12 protein-coding genes and 1 pseudogene are annotated in these 13432 nt (G+C 42.6%); 7 read left to right on the forward strand and 6 right to left on the reverse strand.

What is annotated here, in order from left to right; translation table 11 throughout:
- Positions 1–163 precede the first annotated feature (163 nt).
- Positions 164–1369 (reverse strand): nitric oxide synthase oxygenase, encoded by a 1206-nt coding sequence (locus tag J2T13_RS11875; protein ID WP_429371455.1) that lies wholly within the window; start codon positions 1367–1369, stop codon positions 164–166.
- 253 nt (positions 1370–1622) lie between these two features.
- Here J2T13_RS11875 and J2T13_RS11880 point away from each other — a divergent pair.
- Positions 1623–1772, forward strand: a pseudogene (locus J2T13_RS11880) (hypothetical protein); the annotation flags it as partial.
- Positions 1773–1790: 18 nt separating this feature from the next.
- On the opposite strand, the gene J2T13_RS11885 reads toward J2T13_RS11880, so the two are convergent.
- Positions 1791–2546: a PHP-associated domain-containing protein gene (locus J2T13_RS11885; RefSeq protein WP_429371457.1), complete on the reverse strand. Its 756-nt coding sequence runs from the start codon at positions 2544–2546 to the stop codon at positions 1791–1793.
- Positions 2547–2781: 235 nt separating this feature from the next.
- Between J2T13_RS11885 and J2T13_RS11890 the strand changes: the two genes are divergently transcribed.
- The 5 genes from J2T13_RS11890 to J2T13_RS11910 all read left to right on the forward strand — a co-directional run bounded on the left by J2T13_RS11890 (position 2782) and on the right by J2T13_RS11910 (position 7967).
- Positions 2782–3657 carry a cell division protein FtsQ gene (locus tag J2T13_RS11890; RefSeq protein WP_429371459.1) on the forward strand — a complete coding sequence of 292 codons (876 nt, stop codon included), beginning with the start codon at positions 2782–2784 and terminating at the stop codon, positions 3655–3657.
- Positions 3657–5426, forward strand: a complete 1770-nt coding sequence (locus J2T13_RS11895; protein ID WP_429371461.1) for an ABC transporter ATP-binding protein — start codon at positions 3657–3659, stop codon at positions 5424–5426. Before J2T13_RS11890 ends, J2T13_RS11895 begins: the two co-directional genes overlap by 1 nt.
- Entirely contained in the window at positions 5413–6252 is an 840-nt protein-coding gene (locus tag J2T13_RS11900; protein ID WP_429371463.1) for an energy-coupling factor transporter transmembrane component T family protein, read from the forward strand. The genes J2T13_RS11895 and J2T13_RS11900 overlap by 14 nt, the downstream gene beginning before the upstream one ends.
- Positions 6253–6269: 17 nt before the next feature.
- Positions 6270–7028, forward strand: a complete 759-nt coding sequence (locus J2T13_RS11905) for a PHP domain-containing protein (RefSeq protein ID WP_429371465.1) — start codon at positions 6270–6272, stop codon at positions 7026–7028.
- Between the two features lie 102 nt (positions 7029–7130).
- On the forward strand, positions 7131–7967 hold the full coding sequence (locus J2T13_RS11910) for a MurR/RpiR family transcriptional regulator (protein WP_429371467.1): 837 nt from the start codon (positions 7131–7133) through the stop codon (positions 7965–7967).
- 107 nt (positions 7968–8074) lie between these two features.
- Here J2T13_RS11910 and J2T13_RS11915 read toward each other — a convergent pair whose 3' ends face one another.
- Positions 8075–9589 carry a DHA2 family efflux MFS transporter permease subunit gene (locus J2T13_RS11915; RefSeq protein ID WP_429371469.1) on the reverse strand — a complete coding sequence of 505 codons (1515 nt, stop codon included), beginning with the start codon at positions 9587–9589 and terminating at the stop codon, positions 8075–8077.
- Between the two features lie 324 nt (positions 9590–9913).
- Positions 9914–10948: a stalk domain-containing protein gene (locus tag J2T13_RS11920; RefSeq protein WP_429371471.1), complete on the reverse strand. Its 1035-nt coding sequence runs from the start codon at positions 10946–10948 to the stop codon at positions 9914–9916.
- Positions 10949–11351: 403 nt separating this feature from the next.
- Between J2T13_RS11920 and J2T13_RS11925 the strand changes: the two genes are divergently transcribed.
- A complete protein-coding gene (locus tag J2T13_RS11925) occupies positions 11352–11693 on the forward strand; it encodes a transposase (RefSeq protein WP_429371473.1) in 342 nt (113 codons plus the stop codon).
- Positions 11694–11868: 175 nt separating this feature from the next.
- On the opposite strand, the gene J2T13_RS11930 is transcribed toward J2T13_RS11925, so the two are convergent.
- Together J2T13_RS11930 and J2T13_RS11935 are read right to left on the reverse strand one after the other, a co-directional pair.
- Positions 11869–12759 carry a permease prefix domain 1-containing protein gene (locus J2T13_RS11930; protein WP_429371475.1) on the reverse strand — a complete coding sequence of 297 codons (891 nt, stop codon included), beginning with the start codon at positions 12757–12759 and terminating at the stop codon, positions 11869–11871.
- Positions 12716–13084 carry a PadR family transcriptional regulator gene (locus J2T13_RS11935; protein ID WP_429371477.1) on the reverse strand — a complete coding sequence of 123 codons (369 nt, stop codon included), beginning with the start codon at positions 13082–13084 and terminating at the stop codon, positions 12716–12718. The genes J2T13_RS11930 and J2T13_RS11935 overlap by 44 nt, the downstream gene beginning before the upstream one ends.
- Positions 13085–13432: the final 348 nt, after the last annotated feature.

Raw genomic sequence — 13432 nt, forward strand, 5'->3', positions numbered from 1 at the left:
CAAATTCAATACTAATTAGTATGTTATTAACGCACCTTATAGTATGTCACAGTGTTGATTAAACCCATAATTCTCGGTTATTGAGGATTCACTCTTGCTATTCGCCCCTGGGTGCCAATCCCATACAAGTAAACATGTTTTCTAAAACGTGAACCATATATTATCAACGGTGAAAAGGACAATGACTTTCAGCCGATCGCACTTCGGACGACCCTATGTCGTCGTTATCAGTAACATTTGGAGAACGATCCTCCTGTTCCAACCAACCTGTATATGCTGGATTCTGATATAGATAGCGGGGGCTGAGATCTATTTCCTTCAAGGTATGATCATGCCAGATTGGAGTCGCCGATGGTGACAACGGCGAAATAAGCCAAGACCAGCGCCCTGATACCTGACGTCCTCTGTCTTGCTCTTGCTGCTGAAAGCGAACGAATTGATCGGCCGCAGTATGATGATCAACAATACTGACACCTGCTTGCTTGAAAGAATGAAGCACCGCACGGTTCAGTTCTAGAAGTGCCCGATCCTTCCACAATGTCGTATTGCTGGAACGGTCGAGTCCCATCAGATCAGCAACAGCCAGTAGACGATTATATCGCTCGGTATCTCCCAGATTCCGTGAGCCAATTTCAGTTTCCATATACCAGCCATTAAATGGAGCGGCCTTGTACAGAATTCCTCCAATTTCCAGCTGCATGTCTGAAATGATAGGTACAGAATACCAGCGAAGTTGCAGCTCCGGAAACCGTTCAATTTCCGGATGACTTAATGGGACCTCCTGAATGAGGCTCTTGGGAATAGTAAACCAACGAGGATGTCCTTCTCCGATACCGACAACCAACGGTAGCACATCATAATCTCCGCCGGTGCCTTGCCAACCCAGACGCTGACATACTCGGGTGAAGTCATCCGATGCCGGATCACCAAAACGGGTGTCTCCTGCGCCGGGATAACCGGCATACCGAATCAGTTGATGGTTCCATATGCGGATGCTCCGAGCAGGGTCTTCATCGCTACGGAATATCGTGATTAGCGGACGAATGCGCCCTTCATTGTTCGCCCTTTCCAAGTGCTGTAACAGAGCCTCCGCTACCTGCTCCTCATTCTCTGCCTGACGTGCGTCGATGACCTCCAGCGTATGCCAGAACAGGCGACCAATGCAGCGGCTATTATGTCGCCAAGCCATACGCGCTCCGTGCTCCAACTCTTCCTCTGTATGAGAATAGGTGCCAGAGTTCTGTATTTCTTCGCGTACGGCTATGATGCGATTCTCCAGCTGGGCTTCAGATTTGTTCAGCTCAACGTAACAAAGGCGGAGAAATGCTTCCGCCTGCCAGCTTAATTCTTCGTTGTTCGTACTATCCATGCTGCTCACTCCTCAATCTCGATCCTGATCTCACACAACTCTTCCATTCAGTATAACATTCGCGCTACTTTAACCTCATTTTGTAGCTTGGATAAGAGTCATCCACTAATTGTGAAATGGTTATATGGTTAGAAAGCAGCTGATTTCCCACTACGGACAATCAAATAGGATTCGATAATATGCGTAAATATGATTCTCAAGTAGAAATGAGCAACAACCAGAAACAAAACAGGGGATTCATGATGCGTGTATTATTCTTTACTTTAAACAAATGAATGAGAGTGAAGATGAAAAGTCTAGTTATATTATTTCAAGAAAATTTGGCTTCACCACAAGGAGATTTGTTGAAAGGAATTCAAATCAAACGGTTCTTTACTTCGGAATTCCATTAGTCGTTGGGCTACGAGTTCCTTCAGTGTTATTAAATCCTTATTAAATTCTTCTTATATTGAGCTTGTTCTACTTCAGCCGAGTTCACCTTCGAATGAAGATGCTGCGAAATATGATAGTCATAAGCCCCTAACCGTATGGCATTACGCAACTGATCAATCGTGTCACAACTTTGTTCAAATTGATTGTACACACTTCCGAATTGCAATGGCTGATGTGTATCACTTCCCGCGATGACCGGTAATCCGATAAGTTCTGCCAGAGCGTTTACCTTTCCCTCCATATCCAGTCCATAATGATGTAGATCTCTACCGTTCAAATCGAAGGCATCCAATCGCTTCAGCACTTCCCGCTTCATATGGTAAAGAGGATTCAATTCGCGAAACGGGTGGGCCCCAATACTAATACAACCGTGCTCATCACTCAGATCCAGCAATGGATCCATTTCAATATAGTTACCCTCCGTTGTATACCCTTCCAGCCTCGAGCGGACCCTAACGATACTCTCCCTCGTTCCGATCAACAGAATATGCCCCAACTCATCGACATCAACTTCCATTCCAGGAAATACCTTTATCCCTTCAACAATATAATAACCCCCAACATATTCGCAATGACGGTCTAAGATATCGTAAATATCGTAGAACCGATGTGTGTTGAAATGCTCCGTTAATGCTATGGCATCCAACTGATTTTTACCGGCCTCCTTCATCATATTCCGAAAATAATCATAGGAAAATCCAATACTTTTTGACCATTTAGCATGTGTATGCAAATCGATTCTCACTCCATAACCGCCCCTTTATCGACATCGTTATAACGTTATATGCTTATTATAATGAAAGTTTATTTTCATATGCAATAACATGATAAAATTTAACGCATAAATAACATTGTCTTAACAGTCTGAGAACAAACTTACCCTATTCTATAAAGAGAAGACGTAACAACACACATCCTAACTTACAATGTAGTCTTTTGGAGCACTAGTTGGCCATCCAAAACTTTTAGGGGGAACGAAAATGAACGCTGGAACTATGAAGAAACGCTGGGAGTTAACCTCACAGCAAAAACTTATGATTTTCATTTTATCCATGTCTTTGTACGGTATTTCGAACATGATTACGGAGCTTTTACCGGAATTAAAGATTGGACCCATTGAACTTAAAGTTGAATATTTCATTTTCATTCCACTTCTATTCGCTATTCTCTTTAATCCTCTGTATGCAGCTTTAGGTGCTTGTGTGGGAGAAATTATTTTTGGAGAACTACTACTAGGTCAATTCGGAGGGCTAGGTGAGTTAGAGAAATTCATCGAATTCTCACTGGCTATATTTATCGCCGGAATGCTTGTCACGAACCCCTCCAACAAACGCCAGCTGGCCATTGCGGCTTATGTCGCTATAGGGATCGATCAACTGCTCGGTACCATCGTCGATATCGGAAAAGTAACTTTTGGAATCGAGGAATTCGAAGCCGTTCCAGGCCTACCTGAGAGCATATTGGCTATCGAAGGTTTTGCTTTTCTAAATGCCATGGTTATCTCTGGAACACTATTCGCATTACTCCCGACGTTATACCTGGTCCCGCGTCTGTACGGTAAAGTTGAACCCCTACTCGGTATGAAGCCTCGTGATGGACGTGCGACTACATCTATTGGCGATTTCGTCACACCAAGATTACTCATTCTAGGCATTCTATTGTTCGTCGCAGCAGGTACAGCAGAATTTATGGCAGAATCGGACATTAACTTCATTGACTGGGAATCGGATTTCATAGCTGGTATGGGTAATGGCGCGATATGGATCAGTATGGGCGTTGCAACCGTTATTTTCATTACAACGATACTATGGGCTTTAAATAGAAAATCAAATAAACGGAAGGGTGAAGCAGCTTAATGGCGAACACATCGACGGAGGAACAACCGATTATCCAGCTCAACAACGTGACCTTCCGTTACCCAGGTGCACAATCCAATTCTCTAGAACAGGTTAGTCTAACGATTAACCGCGGTGATTTTATTGCGATCGCAGGAAGTAACGGGAGTGGGAAATCGACGCTTTGCAAATGCTTTAACGGTCTAATCCCCACTTATTATTCCGGTGATATGGAAGGAACTGTGATGATTGGCGGACATCTTACATCGGAACGAAGCGTTGCTGAACTCTCTAAGGATGTCGCCTACGTATTCCAGGACTTCGAGAACCAATTGGTACGTCCCACTGTTTACGATGAAGTCTGCTTCGCACCCCTTAACTTCGGGTTCGAGGACTACAAGGAAAGAGGTATGCTTGCACTGCAAATGCTCGAAATTGAACACTTGCAGAAAGAGTGGATATGGCAACTAAGTGGTGGGCAGAAACATATGGCTGCACTAGCTGCAGCATTATCTCTGAATCCCGATATTATCGTCGTGGATGAACCGGTAGCGCAGCTTGATCCTGCTCATGCACGCATTATTTATGAGAAGCTTAAACTGTTGAATGAAAAGTATGGAAAAACAATTATCGTCATTGAGCATCACACCGAATTCATCGCCGATTACTGCCGCAAGATTGTTCTCATGGAAGCTGGCGGTAGAATCCGGTGGGTGAAATCTGTCTCCGAAGGATTGTCTGCGGTCACAGAGCTCAACGAAATGAATATTCAGCCTCCACAAGTGACTCAAGCATTCCATGCTCTTTGCAGCGAACAAGATAGGAAACCAGGAACCGTGTACCCTATAACAATTGAAGAAGCTACTGCCCATTGGGCACCGCTCGGAATAAGTACTTCAAGGGACTTGACCCAAGCTAAGCAGGACCTGCCTATAAGAGTAACTCCCCTTCAACCACTTGTCCGTCTCGAGAGAGTAACCTGCGGTTATCAAGGCATCGATCGTAAGCAGAAGCCTGTACTTCGTGGCATCGACTTAGACATTCACGAAGGAGAGCGAATCGCACTGATTGGCAACAACGGTGCTGGCAAATCTACTCTATTACGATTAATCTCAGGGATACGCCGTCCTTGGGAAGGCAAGGTAACTGTCTGCGGGACAGATACACGCAAGACGACACCAGAACAATTGTCCGACCAAGTCGCTTTCCTCTTCCAGAATCCCGAGGAAATGTTCATTGCCGATAACATTCGCCAAGATATATCTTACTTCCTGGACGCTAGAAAACAAGAGGGAATCGATTCATTCGTGGACGAGGTGTTAGAAAGATTTAAATTAACCGATTTGCAAGAGCGTGATGGCCGGTTACTAAGTGGCGGACAACAACGACGTGCGACACTTGCGATCGGTATGGCTATGCGTCCGACCATTATGCTACTCGACGAACCAACCGCGAGCCTCGACATTGCCAGCCGCAAGGAAATGACCCTGTTGTTCGATCAGCTCCATGATCATATCAAGGCCGTCGTCGTAGCTACACATGACATGCAACTTGTGGCGGATTGGGCCACTCGGGTTATTGTCATGAATGAAGGCCACATCCTACTCGACACAGACAGCCGTACTGTATTTCAGCATACGGATATTCTCGAAAAGGCAGCATTGATTGCGCCACAGATCGTTCAATTAAGTGGGCGTCTGGGTATCGTGCCAGCATGTTTATCTGTGGATGAATTCGTAGCTCATATGCAGAGTACACCAAGAAAGGAGCCTTCATATGGAATTAGTTGAACAGCCCCATAAATCGACACTTTGGGAAAAGTTAAGTGTAGAAAGAATCAAGATTGAGCTGCTAAGAACAGCTTTCGGGCATTCTTTGACGTTCCTCTCAAAGTTCGACCCACGGATTCTCATCGTATGGTATTCCTTCTTTGCGATTGCCCCTTGGTTTATTCATGACAAAACAGTACTCATCGGTATGTTACTAGCGATCGCTATCCTTACCTACACTTCGAAGCCTAGCGTTCTCGTACTCATTGTTCTGGCCTTTGGACTACTGACCGACACAGCTTATATGCTGATCGTCTCGCTCGCATTCGGTGGTGGACTCTCTGCCGCATGGGCACTGTCCACGCTAACGCTGAAACTTCTGGTCATTGCGCTTGCGAGCATTGCTGTCTTCTCCAGTATGGATCCTGAGAAACTTAGCGATGCCCTACTCAGTCTCGGTATGCCAGCGCAATTCAGCTTCGGGGTAGCATATGGCTACCGGATGTTACCGATCCTGATTGAAGAATATAACAATCTACTTTACTCTTACAGGCTTCGTGGACGTGCGCCACTGCGCAAGGGGTTTCTAGGCTATCGATCGCTCATTCATATCGGAAAAATATCCATTCTAGCCTTTTATCCGCTCATTCTCAATACGGCAAAGCGTACGCGAACAACAGTTGAAGCTCTAGAAGTGAAGGGCTTTACTTATGCCATCAAGGATCCGAAAGTCAAACGTATCAAGCTAGCCTATTTAAAAATACTTCCACGAGATTATGTATTCATTACTGTATCTGCTATTTACGTTGCCCTTTTATTCTGGATGGGCAGTATCATCAATTTATAATGATAGGAGCATTACCAATGAAAATCGATCTCCACTCCCATATCAAATTGACTAAAAAAACAACATTTTCTATTGAATATTTCCAAGAATCGATCCAAGAAGCCATATCCAATGGTCTCAACGCCATTGCCATGACAGAACACTTTAATACCTACCATTTCCATGATATCTATGATTCGTTGGATCGAAATTACACATATACAGAAGATTATTACGACGTAGATGGGTTCAAAGTGTTCCCTGGCATGGAAATCGACGTCAAATTCGGAGGTCATATCCTGGTTATCGGTACGAGAGGCGCTATCTTGGAACTGCGTTCAAGACTCGAACCCCATATCGAAGCCGACGAATTCATAGCTTTCGAACAACTACTTGATTGGTGTGATGAATTATCGTTACTGAGGATCGGAGCTCATCCTTACCGGGAAAGTAACTCCCTAACCCAACATGATCCTGCATTACTCCGTCGGCTGGATGGTTTCGATCTCAATGCCAAGGATCTGTTCTCCTACGGCCCAACTATGAGAGACACTGTACAGGCGTTGGCTCATAGTACCGGTATTCCGATGGTCGCAGGTAGTGATACGCATCACCCTCTTCAATTTGGAAGTATCATCAACGAACTAGATGGTGAATATAACAAAGTCTCTGAGCTATCCACTTGTCTCAAGCAGGGACGTTATCACATCATCGTATCTCCATGTCTGGAGGAAAAAGTGAAGGGTGCAAACTTGATTAAGAAGCTTTTGAAACAGCACGGGAAAGTGATTATGTAATCATACCGTTTGGAAAATTGGACTGAAGAAGATACAATGTGAGTATTACTTCCTCAGTCATCATGGCTGGTTACATACTACTTACCCTATGGGAGGATGCCCATGAACAAGCTCGAATTCGAGATTCCATTTCATCAAATGTCCAAAAGCCAACAGAAAATCGCCGATTTCATCGTTAAATCACCCGAACGGATTCCTTTCTATACAGAAGAAGATATTGCGACCAAGACAGGCGTCAGCATTGCAACAGTATCTCGATTCTGGAAATCCATTGGGTATGATAATTTGAAATCATTCAAGAAATATTTGCAGGAAATACAGCATTCAACCCCAGCACGCAAAATGAAACATGTCTTGGATAAAACCGAAGGTGAAGTCGTCGTTCAGATGATTACCTCGGCGACAGTTAATTTGGAAGAAACGGCAAAGCGGATTTCTCGTCAAGCGTTCGACCAAGCTGTAGAGGTGCTAAGCGTTGCGGATAAAGTATATGTTCACGGGCCGGGCTCCACTTCATGTCTAAGTGATTTATTACGTTTCCGACTGAATCGGATTGGCATGGAAGTTCGGATCATGGCTCAAAGTGGACACGAATTGCTGGAAAGTCTCGTCCATGCAGGTCCGAATGACGTCGTTCTTTTCTTCGGATTCGTCCGTAAATCCCCTGAAGCGACAGTCATTTTGGATCAAGCCTCTGAGTCCGGTTATACGACGATTCTAGTTACGGATCTTCTACTCTCGGACATGATTGACGACAGCGACATCGTTCTCCAAGTGGACCGTGGTGACCGGGATGCCTTTCATTCCCTTGTAGCTCCAATGACCATTGTCGAGAGCCTCTCCATATCACTAGCTGGACATCGGGGAGAGTCGGCGATGGAGAAACTTCAGCAACTTCATGCAATGCGTAAGCATTACGCCTCGTTATTACCCAAATAAAGAAATCTCATTCAGAGGATGATGAACCTCTTTAATATGTGAATAACTACAAGCTCAGACCTATAGGTCTGGAGCTTGTAGTTTATATCGTTATCTTGGCAACATCACTATGGACTTGCTACTTCCTTGGCAACCCCCTTTTCTCCTTTTGATTCCACATCTGTTTTTCTTTTTTTGATAAAGAACGCATGGATTAAGGCAACAGCCGCTACTCCTGCTGACACTAGAAATGCATCATTAATCCCTTCAATTGTAGCTTTCGAAAGAATCTGTTGTTGTATTTCTGCCAAAGCACTCTCTGAAGGCGTCGTAGTTAATTTACTTACAGCATCAGTCACCATTTCTTTCGTGTGGGTTACGGTGCGAGTAGACATAATCGTTACAAGTAACGCTCCTCCAATCGCCCCTGACACTTGTGAAATCGTACTGTTCATGGCCGTACCATGCGGTGTATATTTTGCCGGTATAGCATTTAAACCATTGGTCATGACTGGCATCATAACCATAGCTATTCCGAACATTCTCACCGTGTACAGAATCACCAATGTCGAATATTCCGTGCTGTCTGTCAATTGACTAAAGAAATACGTAGAAACAATGACAATGGCTAAACCAATGATCGATAATACTTTCGCGCCATATTTATCAAATATTTTACCTGTTATTGGAGACATGATCCCCATCGCTATAGCTCCAGGTAACATGAGTAATCCGGAATCTAGAGGTGAGATCCCTCTAATGTTCTGCAAGTAGATTGGCATTAGCATCATCGCCGAGAACATCGCCATGTTTAATGTAACGGAGATCGCTGATGATAAGGCGAACATCGGATATTTATAGACTCTGAAGTCTAGCATAGGCTGTTTCATTTTCAACTGTTGTATAATGAATAGGGTTAAAGAAATGACCCCAACGATGATTGTTGTATATACGATAGGAGCATCCCATCCTTTATTTCCTGCCGAACTGAATCCGTATAATATTCCCCCAAATCCAATAGCTGATAAGATAATAGAAGGAACATTGATATGAATATCCACTTTTTCTTTCTTATCATGCAATTTAAAGAAGGCTAGGATGAATACCAAGATGGTAATCGGTGCAATCATAAAGAATAGTACTGGCCATTCATAATGCTGAATAATCCATCCTGATAATGTCGGCCCAATAGCGGGTGCGAAAATCATAACTAATCCGAACATCCCCATAGCAGATCCACGTTTCTCAGGTGGAAATGTCGTGAATAACACGTTCATTAATAATGGCATCATGATCGCTGCCCCTGAGGCTTGAACCATTCTTGCAGACAGTAATATAGCGAAACTCGGTGCAAATCCTCCAATAAGTGTCCCTACTGCAAATAAGCCAATGGCAATTAAGAATAGTCGTCTAGCGGTATACTTTTGAATTAAAAAGGCTGTTGATGGAATCATGATCCCATTCACTAACATATAACCCGTTGATAACCACTGTACGGTTGCCGCCGTTATATCAAATTCCTTCATAATGGATGGTAAAGCTATATTGAGTAGTGTATTACTCAGCAAAGCCACAAACGCACCAATCATGAGGATTGCCAAAATGCCATATGATGGTTTATTTTCTTTTTCTTTTGCTTTCATTTCGGACCCCCACTTAACAATTCATTTCATTGTATTGTGCGTCTAAATGGGCCCGTCTATTCTAGAGCTCATGAACCACAAGAACCTAGGGTTTTCTTAATCGAGAGCGCTCTGTTATCTTTGAAAATTTGCAAGTAGATACCTTTTTCCGAACAACATGGATGATTATCAAGCTCCATTAACATAAGAAAAGCAAAAAAGTCACTTATGAGAAGTGACTCCTTTGCTATCTATTCTACTTAGATTCCAACTTCAAATGAAGGCCTCATTTGCATAAGTTGTTCGCTCGATAAGAACCCATTTGGTATCTCCATGGCAACCGCACTACAATATCCTGCGTGCCGTCACAAACCGCTTCATCCAATGGGTATCTAAGCTCTCATAATGAACGCCTAGCTCCTTCGAATACGTATGTAATATCCGATTGTTCCCCACATAGATGGCAACGTGTCCAATATCGAGCCCGCGTGCACTAAAGAACAACAAGTCCCCTTTGCGTAATTCGTTGATCCCAACTTCCTTGCCCTCTTTGGCTTGGTTATAAGAAACGCGTGGGAGGTCGATCGACAACTTATCCTTAAAAAGACGACTCACAAAAGAAGAACAATCAAATGCAAGCGTCTGGTCCGTTGACGCACCGAACTCGTAGGGTGTAACCAAGAACGTCTCTCCATAAGCGATCAGCTCGTCCGCTTGCCGCTCGACGAGAGACGCACTCGCATAATCGCTATATTTGGGTTTGGCAGATATGTATCCGGTCTTATTGTCCTTCGTACGGACTTCCAGCCAGAAAGCGCCAACTTCTCGGATAACCTGAACTTTTTCACCTGTAGGCAGCATTTGCTGGATTGCGGAATCCGTTGCAGAACTCGGCAAGCTTCGTAGGTTGACTCCATACTTGACCGTCGTACTGTAATCGATCGTGGAGAAGATGCGAACGGTTCGAGTGTTCCCGTCCCACTTCACCGTGCCTCCTAGCGCTTCGCTGACAAACCGCAATGGCATCATCGTATAACCGCCACTAATTTGACCAGGAACAGTCAAGCTTAGGGGTTGCCCATTGACATAAACTGTATGCTCCCCAATGTGATAGGAAATCACCTTATTACCCTTGGTCGCTGTAACGGTTTTCGTATCCTTATTCCAAGTAATCTCGGCTCCCTGATCTTCAAATAGTTTGCGCATTGGAGCGAGTACAGTGCCCTTTATGAGCAAAGGCTCAGCGTCAAGTTGAAGCTGACGATCGTCCAGATAGACGGCTGAGACCGGTGTCGAAGGTGTAGCTTCCGCATGAACTGGGGCTGAATAAAGCATGGATGTAAGTAATAGAAGTAGTAGTGAACCCCTTTTTATCGTCATGTTGTCATCACCTCGTTGATTGATATGTTCAACTACTTTGACGAAAACAAGCTCGATTAGTTTTGATCCAAAATTTGGTTACCTGATTTCCCATTCACATTTCATGAACAATTGATCTCCTTTTAATTCAGCTGAAAGATTACCATTCATTTTTTGCATAAGGCTTTTTGCAATGGATAATCCTAGCCCGTGCCCTTTCCCGCCCTCATCTGATCTGCTTTATAAAAACGATTAAAAAGAAACATAAGATCCACTTCACTTAATTGTTGTGCTTGGTTACTGATGGTAGGCTGAACGGATGATCGGGATTTCTCCAGTTGAATGGTTACATTTTCACTTGAATGCCTTAGTCAGCATTCAAACCATTTGTAAGCAATAGGATTCAGAAAGTAAGCAACTTGTTTTGGGTATTGATGACTTCGCAATCCGCAAAGGCCATACCTATAATGCCGGTCTCCATGATTTGCGGGGTGGGACGTTTTTGGACGTCATTCCGGGTCGGAGGTTAGAAGAAATGCGGACTTATTATGAGGAGACCCCAAGGTGGACGGATCTTCACCTGTGGCAGTCGTTATGGATTTGGAAAAGGATTACCTTACCTTACCTTACCTTCATCAAGGAAATCTATCCTTCTACCCTTCAAACTGCCAATCGTTTTCAAGCAAATCGGTACGTACCAAGGCCTAGCAAGTCATTAGAAAACAGGTTCAGAAAGGCCCTTCTCCCCGTGCACGTCAACATTTAAAGCCTCTTCATTTTTCATACACGAGAAGAAGGGCTTAGTAGTTTACTAAGATAATGAAGACTCGGCCTTCCCCTACTGTCATTTAGAATCAATATAACATTGCTGATTTTAGCTTAATGACCGGTCACACCTTTAAGATGAGTGTATTGTCCATATCTTAGTTACTCTTCTGAAATTAAATAATCGCTTTTCGTTTTAGTTTCAAAATACTTTTTTCAATAACATTAAAAATTACGAATAGTAAAACTAATACTACTAATTTCAGAACAATATCTATTATTCGATGCGTATTTCCCTGAGTAAAACGATCATAACCCAAAGTCACAGCGGACATAAAATCAACAGATAAAAAGAGGGCATAATAGAGTTTGAAAATAATCATGTGTGTTACCGTGTAAACAATCGACAAAGCAGCAGGTAACACAGAAAGGTATCTATTTTTACTTATTAAGTATATAATAGTCGACTGGCCGATTAAAAATAAACATCCTATCAACATAAAATTGAAACGATTAGAATAATCGTAAGCCCCACTGAAGAAAAGATTCTCAAACATAGCAAAGTCTAATTTATTCCCAAACGAATTTGATAAAAAATGGAAATACGCTTGTAAATACCCCACTGCAAACAGCACAGGCATAAATATTAAACAAATTCTATCCATCCGTTTACGGGTTAAGAACAAAGATATGCCCAGTATGGAACATGTTATAAATAAGACCGGTAATATCTCTATGTACCTGTTATGGATGCCAAACCAGTTTAAACCCAAGCCTCCAATCAATGAACCAACAAATAGGATGAGACTTAATGATGCTATTAATAATATTGTTTTGCTTTTGAATCCATATGTTTCTTTCGTTAATTTGTCTTTCAATTCAGATGGGGATCCAAATTTTTCAATCGATTTCTCCACCGCTTGGTCGTCGCTAAATCCTTGGGTTTTAAAATGTTCAATAGAAGTATGCAAATGAGCGCTCATTTCCTCCATCCATTCTGCCTTTTCCCGTTTGGAAAGAAAACTATGACGTAAAATTTGGTTTAAGAATAGTGTGATTTGTTCCATTAAGCTCTCCTCCAAGAAAAGTATTAATGATCTGTATGTTATTTGTCCATGAATTTCTATATTCCTTTAACTTTTTCTGCCCATCCTTAGTAATACGATAATATCTTCTACGAGGACCCAAATCTCTATCGTCCCAGTAACCTTCAATGTAACCATTCGCCTCTATTCGCTTTAAAGCCGGATATAATGTACCTTCCTTAAGTTCAAATTGCCCTGCGGTTTCCGCATGAACAAATTTAGAAATTTCATACCCATAAGCATCTTCACGATTCAAAATAGAAAGTACAATTGCATCAATATAGCCTTTAATCATTTCATTTCGCAATATCCCACCTCCTCCCTATATACTATGTTATTCTATGTATAAAGAATAACTTATACGAATCTAAATTTCAACACGCTAACAAAATATAATTTCTCTTCATCACATTTTGTATCAGATTATTAAAATCGATGCATTGGCAACTAAACTTCCAAAGAAAAAAATGGTCGCAAATCCAAAGATGAGCGAGAGCAGTGGTTAAAGGGATTAACTAAAATTTGAAGAAAACCTCCCCCTTTAAAATTGATTCAATTGTAAATTAAATACCTCCATTGCACATTCTTTTATTTTCACACTGAACATTCGCTTCCAATACATTCAAAATCTTCATCTAATTTTAAATACCGACAT

This window comes from Paenibacillus sp. DS2015, from assembly GCF_050433705.1.
Lineage (GTDB): Bacteria > Bacillota > Bacilli > Paenibacillales > Paenibacillaceae > Paenibacillus_AQ.